This is a genomic window from Saccharopolyspora spinosa NRRL 18395, assembly GCF_000194155.1.
GTDB classification, from domain to species: Bacteria; Actinomycetota; Actinomycetes; order Mycobacteriales; family Pseudonocardiaceae; genus Saccharopolyspora; species Saccharopolyspora spinosa.
Map to the genome: position 1 here is coordinate 3047918 of NZ_GL877878.1, position 19002 is coordinate 3066919.

The 19002-nt window shown below is 69.9% G+C and carries 14 protein-coding genes; 5 read left to right on the forward strand and 9 right to left on the reverse strand.

Features of this window, described 5'->3' with window-relative positions; genetic code table 11:
* Nucleotides 1-39 precede the first annotated feature (39 nt).
* From SSPN_RS0115280 to SSPN_RS0115295, 4 genes are all read left to right on the forward strand, one after another.
* The gene (locus SSPN_RS0115280; protein ID WP_010696015.1) at nucleotides 40-774 is read left to right on the forward strand and encodes a PIG-L deacetylase family protein; all 735 of its coding nucleotides are present in this window, start codon (nucleotides 40-42) and stop codon (nucleotides 772-774) included.
* Nucleotides 771-1394: a maleylpyruvate isomerase N-terminal domain-containing protein gene (locus tag SSPN_RS0115285; RefSeq protein ID WP_010696017.1), complete on the forward strand. Its 624-nt coding sequence runs from the start codon at nucleotides 771-773 to the stop codon at nucleotides 1392-1394. The genes SSPN_RS0115280 and SSPN_RS0115285 overlap by 4 nt, the downstream gene beginning before the upstream one ends.
* A gap of 135 nt (nucleotides 1395-1529) precedes the next feature.
* A complete protein-coding gene (locus SSPN_RS0115290) occupies nucleotides 1530-1748 on the forward strand; it encodes an antitoxin (protein ID WP_237710550.1) in 219 nt (72 codons plus the stop codon).
* Nucleotides 1735-2082 (forward strand): type II toxin-antitoxin system PemK/MazF family toxin, encoded by a 348-nt coding sequence (locus SSPN_RS0115295; protein ID WP_010696020.1) that lies wholly within the window; start codon nucleotides 1735-1737, stop codon nucleotides 2080-2082. The genes SSPN_RS0115290 and SSPN_RS0115295 overlap by 14 nt, the downstream gene beginning before the upstream one ends.
* 171 nt (nucleotides 2083-2253) lie before the next feature.
* On the opposite strand, the gene SSPN_RS0115300 is transcribed toward SSPN_RS0115295, so the two are convergent.
* The 9 genes from SSPN_RS0115300 to SSPN_RS0115340 all read right to left on the reverse strand — a co-directional run bounded on the left by SSPN_RS0115300 (nucleotide 2254) and on the right by SSPN_RS0115340 (nucleotide 17726).
* Complete coding sequence (locus SSPN_RS0115300; RefSeq protein WP_010696021.1) at nucleotides 2254-3189, reverse strand: heme o synthase; 936 nt, start codon at nucleotides 3187-3189, stop codon at nucleotides 2254-2256.
* Nucleotides 3186-3584 carry a DUF3817 domain-containing protein gene (locus SSPN_RS0115305; RefSeq protein WP_010696022.1) on the reverse strand — a complete coding sequence of 133 codons (399 nt, stop codon included), beginning with the start codon at nucleotides 3582-3584 and terminating at the stop codon, nucleotides 3186-3188. The genes SSPN_RS0115300 and SSPN_RS0115305 overlap by 4 nt, the downstream gene beginning before the upstream one ends.
* A gap of 288 nt (nucleotides 3585-3872) precedes the next feature.
* Nucleotides 3873-4967: an LLM class flavin-dependent oxidoreductase gene (locus SSPN_RS0115310; RefSeq protein WP_010696023.1), complete on the reverse strand. Its 1095-nt coding sequence runs from the start codon at nucleotides 4965-4967 to the stop codon at nucleotides 3873-3875.
* Nucleotides 4968-5131: 164 nt separating this feature from the next.
* The gene (locus tag SSPN_RS0115315) at nucleotides 5132-6439 is read right to left on the reverse strand and encodes a lysine N(6)-hydroxylase/L-ornithine N(5)-oxygenase family protein (protein WP_010696025.1); all 1308 of its coding nucleotides are present in this window, start codon (nucleotides 6437-6439) and stop codon (nucleotides 5132-5134) included.
* A 95-nt stretch (nucleotides 6440-6534) separates the two neighbouring features.
* A complete protein-coding gene (locus SSPN_RS43920; protein ID WP_010696027.1) occupies nucleotides 6535-7362 on the reverse strand; it encodes a siderophore-interacting protein in 828 nt (275 codons plus the stop codon).
* Between the two features lie 97 nt (nucleotides 7363-7459).
* Nucleotides 7460-8842: an MDR family MFS transporter gene (locus SSPN_RS0115325; RefSeq protein ID WP_029535362.1), complete on the reverse strand. Its 1383-nt coding sequence runs from the start codon at nucleotides 8840-8842 to the stop codon at nucleotides 7460-7462.
* A gap of 5 nt (nucleotides 8843-8847) precedes the next feature.
* Nucleotides 8848-9036: an MbtH family protein gene (locus tag SSPN_RS0115330; protein WP_010696030.1), complete on the reverse strand. Its 189-nt coding sequence runs from the start codon at nucleotides 9034-9036 to the stop codon at nucleotides 8848-8850.
* Between the two features lie 115 nt (nucleotides 9037-9151).
* The gene (locus SSPN_RS0115335) at nucleotides 9152-16279 is read right to left on the reverse strand and encodes an amino acid adenylation domain-containing protein (protein WP_010696031.1); all 7128 of its coding nucleotides are present in this window, start codon (nucleotides 16277-16279) and stop codon (nucleotides 9152-9154) included.
* 91 nt (nucleotides 16280-16370) lie between these two features.
* Entirely contained in the window at nucleotides 16371-17726 is a 1356-nt protein-coding gene (locus SSPN_RS0115340; RefSeq protein ID WP_237710551.1) for a GNAT family N-acetyltransferase, read from the reverse strand.
* Nucleotides 17727-18032: 306 nt separating this feature from the next.
* Between SSPN_RS0115340 and SSPN_RS0115345 the strand changes: the two genes are divergently transcribed.
* On the forward strand, nucleotides 18033-18995 hold the full coding sequence (locus SSPN_RS0115345; protein ID WP_010696033.1) for a hypothetical protein: 963 nt from the start codon (nucleotides 18033-18035) through the stop codon (nucleotides 18993-18995).
* The last annotated feature ends 7 nt before the right edge of the window (nucleotides 18996-19002 follow it).

Here is a 19002-nt window from a genome sequence, read left to right on the forward strand (position 1 = left end):
ATGAACTAGTACCAACGGAAACTTTGGGAGGATGACGCGATGGCCGACGACCTCAAGCCCATGCCGCAGGACTGGCGCCGCGCGCTGGCCATCGTCGCCCACCCCGACGACCTCGAGTACGGCTGCTCTGGCGCGGTGGCCGCCTGGACCGCGAGCGGCCGGGAGGTCGCCTACCTGCTGGTGACGCGCGGCGAGGCGGGCATCGACGGGGTCACGCCGGAGGACGCCGCGCCGCTGCGCGAAGCCGAGCAAATCGCCAGCGCCGCCGAGGTGGGCGTGCGGTCGGTGGAGTTCCTCGATCATCGCGACGGCGTGATCGAGCACGGCCTGCCGCTGCGGCAGGACCTGGCTCGTGCCATCCGCCAGCACCGGCCGGAGCTGGTGATCACGCTGAACCACCACGATGACTGGGGGCCGGGCAGCTGGAACAGCGCCGACCACCGCGCGGTCGGCCGGGCGGTGCTGGACGCGGTGGCCGATGCGGGGAACCGCTGGATCTTCCCGGAACTGATCGAGCAGGGCTACGAGCCGTGGCGGGGCGTGCGCTGGATCGGTATCGCCGCCTCGCCGCAGCCGACGCACGCCGAGGACATCACCGGCACCCTGGACCGGGCGGTGGCCTCGCTGGCGGCGCACCGGACCTACCTGGAGGCGTTGAGCGACGAACCCGCCGAGGAGCACGCCCGCGGTTTCCTAGAAGCAGCCGTCCACGAGCACGCCGACCGCTTCGGCGGCCGGGCGTGCGTGACCTTCGAACTGATCGGAGAAGCATGATCATCGACGTCCTGGATCAAGCGTGGCGGGCGTGGGCCGAGCTGGGCAGCAGCCTCGACGAGACCCGGTGGCAGCGGCCGACCCGGTTGCCGAGCTGGACCGTCAAGGACGTCTACGCCCACCACAGCGGATTCCCGGCCGCGACCGGCGCGGCCTTGGACGCGCCGGAAACCAAGGGACAGGTGACCCATAACGACGCCGCCGAGCTGCTCGCCTTCATGCAGCAGTCCGGCGGCGTCGCCGAGCAGACCGCCGACCTCCTCCGCGACCAGGCGACCGAGCAGGCCGCAGCGACCTCGACCGGCGAGCTGGTCACCCAGTTCACCGAGGTGGCCCCGAAGGTCGTCGCCGCGTTGCGGGGCGCCGATCTGAACCAACGCGTCGACTACGGCGGCGTTGCCGTGGTGCCGGCGGGCGAGGCGCTGCGGATCTTCGTGATGGAGGCGGTGGTGCACTACTTCGACATGGCCACCGCGCTGGACCTCCCGGTGCCCGGGCCGATGGAGGGCGAACCGCTGCGCGAGACGGTGCACCTGCTCGCCGCCACCGCGGATCCGGTCGCCTTCGTCGACGCGGCCACCGGGCGCGGCACCCCAGACATCTTCCCGATCATGCGCTGAACGTTTCCCCTGGTCAGGTCCCATGAGTTGTTTCGGGCGCCACCGCACCCCGAAGCCGCTCAAAGCATCTACCAGGCGAAACAGCGGTATGACAGCGGGTGGCAGCACGGGTAGCATCGCGGTATGAAGGTGAGTGTGAGCCTGACCGACGAAGACGTCACCTTCGTCGACGAATACGCCCAGCAGATCGGCGCGCCATCACGGTCGGCAGTGATCCACCAGGCGATCAACCTGCTGCGCAACGCCGGGCTGGAAGACGCCTACGCCAGCGCCTGGGAGGAGTGGGACGGCAGCGCCGACGCGCAACTGTGGGACGCGACTGCCGCCGACGGAATCGCCGATGCGCCGCGGTGACCTCTACTGGGTCGACTTCGAACCCATCCGCGGCTCGGAAGCCAACAAGACCCGCCCCGCGGTCGTCATCAGCAACGACGCCGCGAACCGCAGCGCCCAGCGCGCCGGGCGAGGGGTGATCACCGTCGTACCGGTGACCTCCAACATCGACCGCGTGCACCCGTTCCAGGTGCTCCTGCGGGCCGCCGAATGCGGCCTGCCCAACGACTCCAAGGCCCAGGCCGAGCAGGTCCGGGCGGTCGCGGTAAACCGCCTCGGCAACCGCATCGGAACGCTGCCGCAGAGCACCCTCGCCAAGCTGGAGAGCGCCCTCCGACTCCACCTCCGCCTGTAGTCGACGGCCCTGTGGGCTGGGCGAAGCGAACGGCCTCACCGCCTCTTCTAACGACGCGAACGGTCCGTTCACCTCACCCACCGCCCGAAAGCCGGAAGGAGCGAACGGCCTGTACGCCTCGTCTAGCGACGCGAACGGGCCGTTCGCTCCAAACGGCGATGGGGTGCTGCTTCAGCCCAGCACGGGCAAACCGACGGCGGCGTCCACCGCGATGGCCACGAACAGCAGCGCCAGGTACGAGTTCGACAGGTGGAACAGCTTCATCGGGTTGACGGCCTGGCCGTTGCGCACCGCCGCGTGCAGCCGCTGCGCGACGATCAGGAACGCCGCCCCACCGAGCACCGCGAACGCCACGTACACCCAGCTCGTCACCGGCACCAGCAGCAACGTGCAGCCCACTGTGGCCCAGCTGTAGGCCAGGATGCGCGCCGACACCTGCCGCGCGGTGGCGACCACCGGCAGCATCGGCACCCCGGCGCGCGCGTAGTCGTCCTTGTACTTCATGGCCAACGACCAGAAGTGCGGCGGTGTCCACAGGAACACCACGCCGAACATCACCAGCGCGGGCCACTCCACCTTGCCGGTGACGGCGGCCCACCCGACCACCACGGGCATGCAGCCGGCCGCGCCGCCCCACACGATGTTCTGCGAGGTCCGGCGCTTGAGCACCAGCGTGTAGACGAAGACGTAGAACAGCAGCGCGGCCGTGGCCAGGATCGCCGCCAGCAGGTTCGCGCCCAGCCACAGCACGGCGAACGACACCACGCCGAGCACGATGCCGAAGACGAGCGCGTTGCGGCGCGGCACCTCGTAGCGCACCAGCGGGCGCTTCTTGGTCCGGTTCATCACCGCGTCGATGTCGGAGTCCGCGACGCAGTTGAGGGCGTTGGCGCTACCGGCGGACATGGCACCGCCGACCAGAGTCACGATGACCAGCCACAACGACGGGACACCGCGCTGCGCGAGGAACATCGCGGGAATCGTGGTGACCAGCAGCAGCTCGATGACGCGCGGCTTGGTTAAGGCCAGGTAGGCGGCCACCACGCCGCGACGACGACCGGTGGTCGGCGCGGGCTGCGAAGTGGCGGATTCGGGAGCGGCTGTCATGAGGCGTGCGATTCCTCCGACTTCGCGACGCTGTGCGGCGCGGTGATCGGCTTGCCCGCCAACCGCAGCTCGTGCCAGTGCGTCACCTTGCGCTCGGCGACGAACGCGCCGAACGGGATCGTGCCGGCCAGCAGCACCAGCAGCATCCGGCCGATCGGCGCGCGGAGCTGGGTGGTGGCGACCACGGCGACGAGCAGGTACACCATGTACAACCAGCCGTGCGCGACGCCGATCCGGAAGGTCCACGTCTCACCGAGCTGCTGGGTCGAGGAACCCTCCGACCACAAACCGACGTAGTGGCCGTACTTGAGCACCATCGCGGCGCACAGGAGGATCAACAGCACCGCGGTGACGTACGCCATGATCCGGTAGAAGGCCAGCACACCAGGCTTCACGCCAATCCCTCAATCCCGCCTCGTGCCTAGAAAGACCGGTGTTAATAGACCGTACGCCACGGCTCTGAGCGCCTGTGCCGGACCTCGGGCAAGAGTGGCGGCGCACACCTTGAGAACTTGTTCTGCTGACCAATTTGCGTAGGTGGTCCCGTAGCGGAACCTCAGACGCCCCTTCGGTCCGGGATCCCCGGCTCATGCATGCCCAAACGCCACGCCGGGGTGTCTTTCCCGAGGCGACCCCCGAGAACCTGCGGGGGACAAGCCGCTTCAGGAACGGCTGGCGAGTGGCTAGATCATCCGGTACGCCTTGGCGATCAGTTCGAACGAGTGCAGCTTGCTGTCCCGGTCCGGCACGTTCGCGGTGAGCATCAGCTCGTCGACTCCGGTGCGTTCGCGCAGCTCGTCGAGCCCGGCCCGGACGGTCTCCGGAGCGCCGTAGACGGCGTCTGCCAACCAGCTGTCGATGAAGCTCTGCTCCAGCTCGGTGTACGGGTACTCGCGGGCCTCCCGGCGGGTCGGCTGCTTGCCGGGCATGCCCCGCCGCAGCCGCAGCATGCTCAGCGCGACGGGCCGGATGATGTCCAGCGCTTCCTCGTCGGTGTCGGCCGCGACGGCCTGCACGCCGATCAGCGCGTACGGCTTGGCCAGCACTTCCGAGGGCTGGAAGGACTGCCGGTAGAGCTCCAGCGCGGGCAGCGTGTTCTGCGCGCTGAAGTGGTGCGCGAAGGCGAACGGCAGGCCGAGAGCGCCAGCCAGCTGGGCGCTGAAGCCGCTGGAACCGAGCAGCCACACCGGCGGCATGGGGCCGTGCGGCACGGACTGGATCGCGGCGTACGGGTGGTCGACCGGGAAGTCGTCGTCGAGGAAAGCGATCAGTTCGCCGAGCTGCTGCGGGAAGTCGTCGGCGGACAGCGGCCCGGTGGTGCGCCGCAGGGCCCGGGCGGTCGCCTGGTCGGTGCCGGGTGCGCGGCCGATGCCGAGGTCGATGCGGCCGGGGTGCAGCGCCTGCAGAGTGCCGAACTGCTCGGCGACGACCAGCGGCGCGTGGTTCGGCAGCATCACGCCGCCGGAGCCCAGGCGCAGGGTGGTGGTGTGCGCGGCGAGGTGCGCGATCATCACGGCGGGCGCGGAGCTGGCGATGCCGGGCATGCCGTGGTGCTCGGCGACCCACAGCCGGTGGAACCCCCACTGCTCGACGCTGCGGGCGAGCTCGGTGGTGGTGCGCAGGGCGTCCGAAGGGCTGTGCTCGACGCCGACGGTGGACAGGTCGAGCACCGACAACGCCACGGGCGAGTCGCCACGGGCTAGGCCCTTGATCGGGTCGTCCTGCTCTGCGGTCGCGCTGCCCGACTCGGTGCGCTCCGGGGACGCATCAGTTTCCATCAGTGCCTACAACCGCACCCGGCCGAACACCATTCCCGCTGTGCCCACGATTACAAGACCCCCAGTTTCAACTGAAACCACACCAAACCCACCCCGGACCCGATCCCCGACCCCCCGAAGACCAACCCCAGTTTCAGTTGAAACTGGGGTCGAGCCCCGGGGTGTCAGCCTCGGGTGAGGGCGTAGTCGCGGGCGGGGCGGGGAGCCTGGCGGCGGGTGACGATCGAGTCGCGGATCTCGCCCGCCCGGACCGCTCCGTTGGACAGCAGCGACGACGTGAGGCCGTGGGTGTGCTCGGTGCCGCCCTGGAGGTAGATGCCGCCCTGGAAGTCCCCGGTGGTGCGGACCCGGTAGTCACGCTCGACCTGAGGTCGGCCCCGCTCGTCGCGAGCGCAGTGCTCAGCGGTGTCGCCGAGCAGCTGGAAGACGTCGCGCGGCCGGCAGCCGGTCGCGTAGACCAGCAGGTCCGCGTCCAGCACCGTCCGCTCGCCCGAGGGCCGGAACTCGACGGTCACCGACACGCCGTCCGCGCGCGGCGAGACGTCGGTGACGCGGGAGGCGTTGAAGATCCGCAGCCGCTGCTCGCCCCGCACCTTCTCCTGGTAGGCGCGCGAGTAAAGCTCCTCGATGAGATCCAGGTCGACCACCGAGTAATTCGTGTTGCGGTGGTAGTTCATCAGGTCCCGGCGGACCTCGGGAGACGCCGCGTAGAAGTCGTCCACCGCCCGCGGATCGAAGATCCGGTTGGCGAAGGGGCTGTCGTCGGCGGGGCTGAACCCGTACCTGCCGAACACCGAGCACACCTCGGCGTCGGCGAAGGTCCGGTGCAGGTACTCGGTGGCCTCGGCGGCGCTCTGCCCGGCCCCGACGACGATGCAGCGCCGCGGTGCCTCGGTCAGCTCGTCGACCCGGTGCAGGAGATCCAGGTTGTGCCACACACGATCGCCGAGCTCCGCGCCCTCCGGCAGGTTCGCTTCGAGCCCCACCGCGAGCACGACGTTGCGCGCGCGGTGCACCGCCGCCCGGCCGTCGCGGCGCACCACCACCTCGATGTGCTCCCCGGCCGGGCTGACCTCGACGACCTCCGAGTCGTACCGCACGACGCCGTCGAGCCGGGCCGCGGCCCACTCCAGGTAGTCGTGGTACTCGACGCGGGTCGGGAACATCGTCTTGTGGTTGATGAAGTCGACCAGCCGTTGCTTCTCGTGCAGGTAGGACAGGAACGAGAAGTCGCTGGCCGGGTTGCGCATGGTGACCAGGTCCTTGAGGAACGACACCTGCATGGTGGTGCCCTCGATGAGCATGCCCTGGTGCCACCCGAACGCGGCCTGGCGCTCGAAGAAAACGCCATCGAGGCGGTCTTTTTCCGACGCGGTGCGGTTGTGCTCCTCGATGGCGATGGCCAGCGCCAGGTTGGACGGCCCGAAACCGATTCCCAGCACGTCGTGGATTCTCTCGTCGACCGCAGCCACGTATTTCCCCTCAGCTCGCCGGCACCCGTTTTCGGGCACCCGGATTTGCCGGCGAAATCCGCTGGATCCCGCCGGTGCCGGACCGGGTCGTTCGGTCAGTCCCGGTCGTGGTTGTGCTTGTCGTGGTACTCCGTTTCGGCCATGCCGTATTTCCAGTAACCGATGGCGAGCACCGATTTCGCGTCCATGCCACGTTCCGCGCGCAGGTGCCGGCGGATGCCCCGGACGATGCCGGACTCCCCCGCTACCCAAGCCGAAACGTCCACGCCTGATGGCATTTCCAGCCCTTGCACGGCGTCGATCAGCCCTGGCGCGCGGCCGGCGGCCGCCCCGTCGCGGTGCAGCCAGGTCCACCGCAGGTCCAGCGGGGTTTCGACGTGCTGCTGGTCGGTGGCGTCGCCGACCTCGACGAACACCTGGCCGCGCGCGGTGGGCGGCAGGCCTTCGACGATCGCGGAGATCGCGGGCAGCGCCGTCTCGTCGCCGACCAGCAGGTACCAGTCGGCGGGCCGGCAGGTCCTGCCGCCCGGGCCCATCACGCCGATGCGGTCGCCGGGGCGGGCGGCGCGCGCCCAGTTTGAGGCCACGCCGTATTCGCCGTGCAGCACGAAGTCGACGTCGAGTTCGCCGCGGGCCTCGTCGTAGCGGCGCACGGTGTAGGTCCGCATGGTCGGCCGCTCGTGCAGGTCGGGCCACCGGTAGCGACCAGTCTCCGCGTCGAGCGTCGGCAACACCGGTCGCTGCTGCCCCTGCTGCGGAACGAAAACCTTGATGTTCGGCCCGGTGTGCTCGTCGAGGAATCCCGTGAGCTCCGTGCCGCCGAGGGTTATCCGCCGCATCGACGGGCTGAGCTCAGCGGTGCGCAGGACCTGCAGGTCGCGCGCCGGGGGCCGGTCGCGCCGGAGACGATCAGCGGTACCCATCGGTCATGCGTTCCTTCCTGCCGGCCAACAACCATGTCAGTTAAGGCTAACCTAACCACACGAACTGGGCGTTGTCTTCCCGCGGTGGCTCAGATCTCTACCGCCGCGCGGCGGCGAGTTTCTGGCGCGGTGACCCGGAATCCTTGATGCGCACGGCGAAGATCACCCCGACCAGCGCGAACCCGGCCGACACCAGCATCGCCAGGTGGTAGCCGCCCAGCCCGTCGGTCCCGACCGCTGCCAGCACGCTCGCGGTGATCGCCACGCCCAGCGCGGAACCGGCCTGGCGCTGGACGTTGAACAGCGTCGAAGCCCCACCGGTCGCCGATTTGCTGATCGTCGCGAAGGCGACGACCTGCAGTTCGGCGGAGGCCGCGCCCACGAAGAAACCCGATGCCAGTTGGACGGCCGCGGCGAGCCAGAGATCACCGGGCCCGAGCGTGTTCATCAGCACGAACGACACCGCGGCACCGAACATCGCGGTCGCGATCAGCAGCCGCGGCCCGAACCTGCGGTGCGCCCAGCCGACCAGCTGCGAGGCGATCATCAGCCCGATCGCCTTCGGCAGCGTCACCAAGCCGGTTTCCCACGCCGAAGCGCCCAGCCCCGCCTGGTACATCAGCGTGAATCCGTAGAGCGTACCCAGGAATCCGGCGACGCACGTGAAGAGGATCAGGCTGCCGCGCCGGAACGACGCGTCGGCGAACAGGCGCAGGTCGAGCATCGGATGTGCGGCCCTCAGTTGCGTGCGGACCAGCACCGCGAGGCAGCCGAGCCCGGCGAGTCCGCAGGCCCAGAAGCGCGGTGAACCGGGGCCGGCCTGCGACACGGCTTCCAGCGCGTACATGACCAGTCCCAGTCCCGGTGCGGCCAGGGCGAAACCGAGCCAGTCGAAGCGTTTGCCCCGCGATTCGACGTGTTCGGTCAGGAACAGCACGCCGAAAAGCAGGGCGAGCAGGCCGACCGGCAGGTTCACGTAGAAACCCCAGCGCCAGGTGAGGTTTTCGACGAAGAAGCCGCCCAGCACTGGGCCGAGCGCGGGAGCCACCGCGGTCGGCAGCAGGAGCACGCGGGACAACCGAATTCGCTGTTCCGGCGGGTAGGCGCGGAACAGCATGGTCAGCGCGACGGGACTCATCACCCCGCCGCCGGCGCCCTGCAGGACCCGCGCAAACGTCAGCTGCGGCAGGTCGTCGGCCAGCCCACACAGCGCCGATGCCATCACGAATACCCCAAAGGCGCCGAGGAAAACCCGTTTCGTGCCGAAGCGGTCGCCGAGCCAGCCGGAGACCGGGATGCACACCGCCAGGCTGACCAGGTAGCCGACGTTGACCGCCGAGGTGGCGCTGGGCGGCACGGCGAACTCGGCGCCGATGGCCGGCAGCGCCACGTTGACGATCGTGGCGTCCATGCCGTTCATGAACATCGCCGCCACGTAGCAGACGCACACCGCGACCTGCGGGCGCACGCCGAGCAGCATCGCCATCAGCGCGCGGGCCGCATGTCGGTCCAGTTCACCTCGATGTGGTCGACACAGGATTCCCGGTCCGCCGGGCCGTGCGCGATGGTCCACCCGGCGGGCACGGAGATCGCGGCTGGCCACAGCGAGTACTGGTCCTGCTCGTTGATCAACGCGTAGTACTCCGCGGCAGGATCTTCGAACGGGTTCGTCATCGGCGTGCTCCTTCGGCGTTCAAAGCCTGTTTCCAAACTCGTTCTGCGCAGCGGTGCGGGTGGCGGAACCGCAGACGCCGCGGGGACTCCGGGATCCCCGATTCACGCGTGCCCGTCACGAGCTGGCCTCGGTCAAGGCCGGGTCGACGATCGCGGCGATCTCGGCGAGCGGGCCGCGTTGGGTCATGTCCTTGTGCTCGCAGGCGATGTCGTGGTTGTGCACCGTGCCGTCGACGTACGGCTGCCACATCTGCGCGGTCAGCGAGGCCTTGGCCCGGTTCACCGTGGCGGTGAAGAACAGCACGTCGCCCTGGAACTTGTCGTGGTTCGCCTGGTTCTCCAGCACCGCGCAGTTGGCGAAGTTGTCGATGATCGCCGTGGTGCTGTGCTCTTCGAGATTCGCCAGCGCGCTGCCCTCGGCAGACAGGATCTCCATCACGTCTGCCCTGGTCAACGACCCCTCCCCGAGCTCCGCGAGGTCGTAGCCGGCCATGTAGAGCAGCGCCTTCAGCGCCTCCTCCTCGGTCGGCAACACGTCCCACACGTCCTTCGGGTAGGAGTCGAGCATGCACAGGAACCGCACTTCCTCGCCCAGTGCCTGCAGCTGGGTGCTCATCTCGTGGGCGACGACGCCGCCGAAGGACCAGCCGAGGAAGTAGTACGGCCCGTGCGGCTGCACCTGCCGGATGTGCTCCAGGTATTCGGCGGCCATCTCGTGCAGGCTCTCTGCGACTGGCTTCGGCTCCGCGAGCCCCCGCGACTGGATGCCGTAGATCGGCCGCTCGGCGTCGATGTGCTTGAGCAGCCCGGAGAACGGCCACGCCAGCCCCGCCGCCGGGTGCACGCAGAACAGTGGTTCCTTGCTGCCCTCGGTGCGCAGCGGCAGCACGATCTCCAGAGCGTCGCGCGAACTCCCGGTGTGCAACCGCTCCGCTAGACCGGCCACGGTCGGCGCGGCGAAGAGGCTGCCGACATTGACCCGAACACCCAGCGCATCGCGGATGCGTCCGATCAGCTTAACGGCCAGCAGGGAATGCCCGCCGAGGTCGAAGAAGCTGTCGTCGACCCCGACTCGCGGCAGCCCGAGCACCTCGGCGAACAGTCCGCAGAGGATCTCTTCGGTGGGGTTGCGCGGCATGGCGTTGCCCACGGATTCCCCGAGGTCCGGCACCGGCAGCGCCCGGCGGTCGAGCTTCCCGTTGGGCAGCAACGGCAACGCGTCGACGAACACCACCGCCGCGGGAACCATGTAGTCCGGCAGCGACTCCCCCACGTGCCGCCGCAACTCGGCGGTTTCGCCGCCACCGACGACGTAGGCGACGAGCCTCTTGTCGCCCGGGGTGTCCTCGCGCACCACGGCCGCGACCTGCGCGACGTCCTGATGCTTGGCCAGCACCGCCTCAACCTCGCCGAGTTCGATGCGGAACCCGCGGATCTTCACCTGGTCGTCCGCGCGCCCGGCGAAGTCCAGCACCCCGTCGGCCCGCCAACGCACCAGGTCACCGGTGCGGTACATGCGGGAACCGGGCGGGCCGAACGGGTCGGCGACGAACCGCTCGGCGGTCAGCCCCGGCCGGTGGAGGTACCCGCGCGCCAACCCGAGCCCCGAGACGTAGAGCTCGCCGACCACGCCGGGCGGCGTGGGCTGGAGCGCGCGGTCCAGCACGTAGAGCCGCGCTCCCGGATCGGGCACACCGATCGGCACCGTGCTGCCGACGGCGTCCGGGTCGCAGTCCCACAGCGTGGAGTTGACGGTGGCTTCGGTCGGCCCGTAGCAGTTGAGCATCCGCCGGTCCCGCGCCCAACGGAGCACCAGGTCAGAAGGCACCTTCTCGGCTCCGCACAGCAAGGTCGCGTCCGGCGGCAGCTCGGTGCCGGCGGGGAACATGCCCATCATCGACGGTCCGATCGCGAGGTGCGTGACGCGGTGCCGCCGGGTGTATTCGGCCAGCGGCTCGCCCGGCACCCGCCGGTCCGAGGGCACCACCACGAGGGTGCCGCCGCTGAGCAGCCCCATGCAGATTTCCCAGAACGCCACGTCGAAGCTCGGCGAGGCGAACTGCAGCACGCGGCTGTCGGCGGTGATGCCGACCCGCTCGCGCTGGGTGGCGAGCAGCTTGCCGATGCCGCGGTGCGGCACGACGACGCCCTTCGGGGTGCCGGTCGAGCCGGACGTGTAGATGACGTAGGCCGCGTCGTCCAGCTCCGGTCGCGGCAAGATCCGCATGCTGGCGGGGCTGTCGTAGCAGCTCAGCAGGGTTACCGGCAGGTCTGCGCGCGGATCGGCGGTGAGCACTAGGCGCGGCTTGGCGTCGTCGACCATGTGCCGCAGCCGCTGCGCCGGGTAGTCCGGGTCCAGCGCCAGATACGCGGCGCCGGCGGTCATCACCGCGAGCAGGCCGGTGATCAGCTCGGGCGACCGGGGCAGCAGCACGCCGACGATGTCGCCCGGGCCCACGCCGTGTTCGACCAGCAGCTGCGCCTGTTCGGTCACCCGGCGGTCCAGTTCGCGGTAGCTCAGCTCCACGTCCTCGAAGATCAGCGCCGGCTTGTCCGGGTCCTGCGCGACTTTCGCGGCGAACAGCTCGGGGAACGTTCCCGCCGGAGCCGCGCCAGCAGCGGCGTCGCCCCAGGCCAACACCTGCTGCCGGGCCGCATCGCCCAAGATGTCCAGGCGGCCGATGGGGGCGGCCGGATCCTCGACGGCGGATGTGAGCAGCCGGACCAACCGCGCGGCCAGGTCCTCGACGGTGCGGCGGGTGAACAGGTCGGTGCTGTACTGCACCAATCCGTCGACCCCGCCGTCGGCCCGTTCGCTGAGGCTGAACGCCAGGTCGAACTTCGCCGCCCCGGCGGGCGCTGTGTCCACAGTGGTCTCAAGCCCCGGCAGGTCCGCGGTGACGGACTCGGCCGCGCCCCAGTACGCGAGCATCACCTGGAACAGCGGGTGCCGGGACAGCGAGCGGTCCGGGTTGAGCGCCTCGGCCAACCGCTCGAAGGGCAGCTCCGCGTTGTCGAAGGCGGCCAGGTCGCCTTGCCGCACCCGGTCGACGAGCTCGGCGAAGCTCGGCTCTCCCGAGGTGTCGGTGCGCAGCACGAGGCTGTTGACGAAGAACCCGACCAGGTCGTCGAGCGCGTCATCGCCGCGACCGGCCACCGGTGAACCTATCGGGATGTCGGTGCCGGCGCCGTGCCGCGTCAGCAGCGCGGCCAACCCGGCCTGCAACACCATGAACACGCTGGCCTGGTGCTCGCCGGCCAGCCGCCGAAGCCGCTGGTGCAAGGCGGGTTCGAGGTCGAAGCGCACCGCGTCGCCCCGGTGGCTGGACACCGCCGGGCGCGGGAAGTCGGCGGGCAGCTCTAACTGGTCTGGCAGGTCGGCGAGCGCCTGCCGCCAGAACGCCAGCTGCCGCGCCGCGGGCCGACCCGGATCGGACTCGTCCCCGAGCAGTTCCCGCTGCCAGAGCGTGTAATCCACGTACTGCACCGGAAGGCCGTCCCAGCCCGGCTCCGCGCCCGCCACGCGCGCGGCGTATGCGGTCGACAGGTCCCGCACCAGCGGCCGCGTCGACCACTCGTCAGCGGCTACGTGGTGCAACAGCACGAGCAGCAAGTGCTCGCCGCCGGCCTCGGGCGATTCGGTTGTCGTGAACAACGTGGTCCGGATAGGCGGTTCCGCGGCCAGGTCGAACCCCTGCCGAACCGCTGCCGCGAACGCCCCGGCCACCCCGCCGGACGCCCCCGAGTCCTCGGAGTCGCGCAATTTCAATGGAAATCGAAGGTTCGATTTCAATGGAAATTGCGGATCCCCGGTGGCCGGAACCCGAACCAGCGTAAGGTCGGGCACGGTGTCGAGGACCTGCTGGCGGGGTTCTCCCAGCTCGTCCGGGAAGATCGTGCGCAGGCTCTCGTGCCGCCGCACGACGTCGCCGATCGCCGCCCGCAGTGCGTCCACGTCCAGCTCCCCGGACATCCGCAGCACCAGCGGCAGGTTGTAGGTGGCGCTGGCGCCCTCCAACCGGTTCAGGAACCAAAGGCGCTGCTGCGCGAAGGAAAGCGGGATGCGCTCGGGCCGCTCCACTGGCCGCAGCGCGGGCCGACGGGCTCCCGCTTCGAGCTGCGCGGCCAGGCCCGCGACGGTCGGGTGGTCGAAGAGGCCGCGGATGGTCAGCTCGGCACCGAGCTCGGTGCGCACCCGCGCCAGCAGCCGCGCGGCCAGCAGGGAATGCCCACCCAGCTCGAAGAACCCGTCGTCGATGCCGACCTCGCGCACCCCGAGCACCTCGGCGAACAACCGGCAAAGCGTCGACTCGGCCACGTCCCGTGGCCCGCGGCCACCTGCATCGGCGGCGAAATCTGGCGCGGGCAAGGCCCGGGTGTCGAGCTTCCCGTTGCCGGTCAAGGGAATCGCGTCCACGGCCAGGTAGGCCGACGGCACCATGTAGGCCGGCAGCCGCTCCGCCAGGTGCGCCCGCAGTTCGCTCGGCTCGGCCGCACCGACGGTGTAACCGACCAGCCGCTTGTCGCCGGGCTGGTCCTCGCGCACCACGACGGCGGCCTGCCGCACCTGCGGATGCGCCGCCAGGTTCGCCTCGATCTCGCCGAGCTCGATGCGGAACCCGCGCACCTTGACCTGCTGGTCGGCGCGGCCGACGAACTCGATGCCGCCGTCCGCCCGCCACCGACCCAGGTCGCCGGAGCGGTACATCCGGCTCCCCGGCGCGCCATGCGGGTCCGCGACGAACCGCTGCGCGGTCAGCCCGCGCTTCCCGAGGTAGCCCCGGGCCAGGCCTTCGCCTGCCACGTAAAGCTCCCCGACCACGCCCGGCGGGACCGGCTGCAGCAGTCCGTCGAGCAGGTACACCCGCAGGTCGGGAATGCCACGGCCGATCAGGCTGCCGTCGCGGCGAGCGACCGCCTCGCGGTCGAGCTCCACATAGGACACGTGCACGGTGGTCTCGGTGATCCCGTACATGTTGATCAGCTTCGGCGACCCGGGGCGCCGGTCGTACCAGTCGTCCAACCTGGACAGTTCCAGCGCTTCGCCGCCGAAGATGACGTACCGCAGCGCCAGCTCGGTGCCCGGCGCCTCCCGATCGGCCTGGCTGAGTTGGTAGAACGCCGAAGGCGTCTGGTTGAGCACGGTCACGCGTTCGCGGGCGACCAGCCGCAGGAAATCCCGCGGCGACCGGCTGACCTCGTGCGACACCACCACCAACCGGCCGCCGTGCAGCAGCGCGCCCCACAGCTCCCACACCGAGAAGTCGAACGCGTAGGAGTGGAACAACGTCCAGACGTCGTTGCCGTCGAAGGAGAACCACGGCTGGGTCGCGCTGAATAGCCGGACCACGTTGTGGTGCGGGATCGACACGCCCTTGGGCTGCCCGGTCGAGCCGGACGTGTAGATCACGTAGGCGGCGTGCTCGGGTGTCAGCGGTCCCCGCTCGCCGGCCTTCGGATCGCGTTGCGAATGCCGGGAGATCTCCTCGACCTCGACCGGATCGTCCAGCAGGATGCGGGTGATCCCGTCCGGCAGCCGCGCCGCGTGCTCGGCGTCGCTGATCAGCACGGTCGGCTGCGCGTCCCCGATCACGTAGCGGATCCGCTCGGCCGGATGCTCCGGGTCCAGCGGCAGGTACGCGGCACCGGCCTTCAGCACCGCCAGCAGCGCCACCACCAGTTCTAAGGATCTCGGCAGCGCCAGCGCGACGAGCTGCTCCGGCCCGACGCCGTGGTCGATCAGGTGGTGCGCGAGCTGGTTGGCCCGCGCGTCGAGCTCGGCGTAGGTGAGGTTCTGCGCGCCGAAGGTGACCGCGACTGAATCCGGGGTGCGTTGGGCCTGCTCCTCGAACAGCTGCGGCAGCGGCGCCGCCGGGGGCGCGCCGGCATCGGCGATCGGCGCGTTCCACTCGTTCAGGATCCGGTCGCGCTCTTCGGCCGAGAGCAGGTCGATCCGGCCGACCGGGGTGTTCCCGGCGCAGTCCGAGAACTCCTGGAGGAACCGCAGGAACCGCTCGCGGTGCGCGGTCAGCTCCGCCTCGCCGTAGCGCTCGGGGTTGGCGTCGAACTCGAAGCGCAGGTCGCCGCCGGAGTTGTACACCGCGATGGTCAGGTCGTCGACGGGCCCGGCCGCGAGGTTGTGCACGGTCGCCGGGCTGTCACCGAAGGTGAGCTCGTAGTCGAAGGACTTGATGTTGATCATCGGCCCGAACAGGGGGCGGTCCGAGCCCAGCAGCTTCAGGTCGCGGCGCAGGTCTTCGCTGCGGTAGTTCTGGTGCCTGCGCACCTGCCGCACGGCCTTGACGACCTGCGCGATCAGCTCCCCGCGCGTGGTGCCCGGGGTGATCCGCAGCCGCAGCGGCAGCACGTTGACGACCATGCCGGGCACCCGCAGCGCAGCCGACCCGAGCCGGCCCATCACCGGCAGTCCGAGCACGACGTCGGTGGCCCCGGTCATCCGGTGCAGGTAAGCGCCGAAGGCGGCGATGAGCGCGTCGGACCAGATCGCCCGGCTTTCGGTCGCGGCGCGGGCCAGGGCATCGGCCGCGCCGGAGGCGTCGGCCTGGCGGTGGAAGGTGTGCGCGGTGGGACTCGAATCTCCGGCCAGCGACGCGACATCCGGCCGGTCCGCGAACTGCTCCCGCCAGAACTCCTCGTCCTCGCGGAACTTGGGCGACTCCCGGTACTCCCGTTCCGCGTCCAGCAGCGATCGCAGCGAGCCGAACTGCGACGGCCCGGAATCCGCCGAGTTGTACAGCTCGGAGACCCGCCGGATGAGGAGCGAGAAGCCGTACCCGTCGATGGCCACGTGGTGGATCCGCTGGTACCACCACCAGCGCTCGTCGCAGAGCTTGAGCAGCGCCGCGGTCCACAACCGGCCGCCGTCGGCCCTCGACCGCGTCAGCTCCACCGGTTCCCGCAGGTCGGCGCCCATCCAGGCGAGCGCCCGCGCGTCGGGATCGGCGGCATCCGAGCAGTCGATCACCGGGACGTCGAAACCGTCGGCCTCGTCGATGACCTGCCGCGGCTCGCCGGCCTCGTCGACCACCCGCATCCGCAGCGCCTCGGCCTCCTCGACGACCCGCCGCAGGGCCGCCGCGAAGCGGCTGGGATCCACCGGCCCGTGGATCTCCACGTACTCGGCGGTGTTGAAGATCGGGTTGTTGCGGTCCAGTTGCTGCGCGAACCAGATCCCCGACTGCGCGGCGGACAACGGCACCTGCTCGTCAGCACGACCCGACATCGTTCTCCCCACGATCGACCAGAAAGTAAGGCTTACCTTACTTATGATCCGATCCGGAGTACAGCCGCTCACCGCATCGACCGACGTGGGACTACTCACCCGGCGCGGACCGGCCGAACACCATCAGCGCGGAATTCTTGTTCGGCAACCCCACTTCCGCTGCCCGCCCGAACCCGGCCTTGCCGAACGCTCCCACCGAAGCTCCATTGTGGACGTCGGGCTCGGCGACGACCCGGCCGCAGTCCGGGTCGACCGCCAGCAACCCCTCGGCCACCGCCCGCAGCAGCGACGAGCCGACCCCGCGCCCGACCGCGTCCGGCTCACCGATGGCGACGTGCACGCCGAGGTCGTGCGGATCGTGCGAGTAGCAGCGCGCCAGCTTGTCCCGCTGCACCCGGTAGAGCTCCAGGTAACCGACATCCCGCCCGCCGAGCCCGACGATGCAGGGAAGAGAATGCCGCCCGGCGAGCTGACCAGCCAGTTCGTCCTGCCACCGCGGCACCGGCCACGCCTGGTTCCAGTTGACCGCGACGTGCCCGTTGTTCATCCAGCGGTGCACCAGCGCCACATCCGGCCCGCCATCCGCGCCCAAGACCTGCACCGGCCGCAACGACCAGCCCTCCCCGAGCTCCGGGATCGGCACGCCCGGGGCGTCCGGAGCGCCCGACCACAACGGGTTCCGCACCTCGAACGGCACGGCCCGCACCCGGATCTCGCCCGAAGCCGCGCGGTACCGCAGCCCGGAACCGTTGAGCACGGCGAGATCGGTCAGCGTCGGGCTGGTCAACCAGTGCCGCACCAGCCATTCCGCGTCCGGATACGCGTCGGCGATGGCCCGCAGCCGATCCGCGAGGTCGGCGATCAGGTCCGTCTCGTGCACGACACCACGCCGCCCCAGCAACCCGATGACGGCGAGCGCGCCACGCGTCAGCAGCGCCGCCGTGGCACCGGCGGCGTCGTCGGGTTCCCAGCCCCGAATCGCGGGCAGCAACCGGCCCTCGACGTGCGTGGACAACCACCGCCGTGCCTCCGCCCCGTCGGAGACCGACCGGGCAACCGCGACCAAATCCGCAGGCAGCGCAAGCGGATCGACCGCACGGCGCGGCAAGGCATCCAACAGCCAGTCCAGCAGCGTGCCCGAGTCGGCGGCGTTGATCGGCGCGTCGTGCAGCGCGCGGGCGCGCGCATCGGCGGAGCACGCGGCGGCGAGCAACGCGGGCTCGGCCACCTCGACCGGCGCGCCGGTGGCGTCCAGGACGTGGATCGGGCCGAAGCTGTGCGCCCCGGTCGGCGAGTCGTAGACCACGTCCGCGCCCAACCGCAGCGACCCGATGGTCAACCGCATTCGCCCCTCGGCGACCGGGGTGTGCGTTTCGGCCAGCCACCGCCGCAGCAACACCGATGTCCGCTGGTGCGACCGTCCGGCAAGGTCGACTCCAGTCGTCACGCCACGCTCCCTAGACACCGCGAACTCATACGTGAGCGGAGCCTAACCTAACCACTCGATCTCGTGACAGTGCTTCACACCACTGCCGTACTTGCCCCGGTCTGCCTGGGCGTCACCCGGCTAACGAAACGAGCACAGTGGACGAACCCGTGTCACGATCGCTGAGCGCAAGGCGACCGTTTGATCGCCTGATCATCAGCACCTGATCCGGTGATGATCGTTGTTTTCCGCTGGGCGAACCCGCACCATCGCCCCTACTCTCCGACCTATCGAATCGGCCCAGACCGTACGGAGAGGAGTTCACCAATGGAAGACGCCGACTCCGTCGTGCCGCTCCGGCCGGGATTCGACATCCAGGTACGCGGCTTCAACCGCCATCAGGTCATCGAACACCTGGAACTGCTGGAGGACCAGCTGCGCCTGGTCACCATCGACCGCAACGAGTCCGCGCAGCTCAACTCCGACCTCCGCAAGCTCTGCGACGACACCCGCCGCAACCTCGACGCCGCCGAGCAGCGACTCAAGCAGATCGAGTCCTCCGACACCGGGCTGCCCGCCGCCTCCCAGCGGGTGCAGAACATGCTCTCGATCGCCGAAGAAGAGGTGCAGACCCTGCGCGACCAGGCCAGGAGGCAGGCCGAGATCATCCGGGGCACGGCGGAAACCGAGGCGCGCGAACTGCTCAACGAGGCCCAGCGGGCCACCACCGAGCTGCGCAACGAGTGCAGCGAGCTGGTCACCGAGGTCGAGGAGCGACGCGCGCGGCTGCACCGCGAGCACGACCAGAAGGTCAGCGACCTGCGCTCCCGGGAACAGCGGCTGCGGCAGAACATCCGCAACGAGTACAAGCGGACCATGTCGGCCGCCCAGCTCGAATCCGACCAGCTGATCGACCAGACCCGGCGGCAGTGCGGCCAGTGGGACGCCGAGACCGAGCAGCAGCGGTTGGAAGCCCTGGACGAGATCCGCACCAAGCAACTCCAACTGGAGGAGCTGCGCAGTTCGGTCCTGTCCGCAATGGACAAGGCCCAGCACCTGCTGGACCAGTCCGTCGCGGAACTGCGCGACCCGATTCCGGACATCGCCGACGACATCGACCAGATCACGCGGGACCGGCAGGTCGAGCGGATCGCGCATGCCGAGCAGGTCGAGCAGCAGCCGGTGCGGCTGCCCGAACAGCGCGACGACGCGCAGACCTACACCATTCCCATCGAGCGGTCGCACACCAACGGCGCCGCCCCGCAGACAGGCCCCGCCAGACAGAACTGATCGGAGC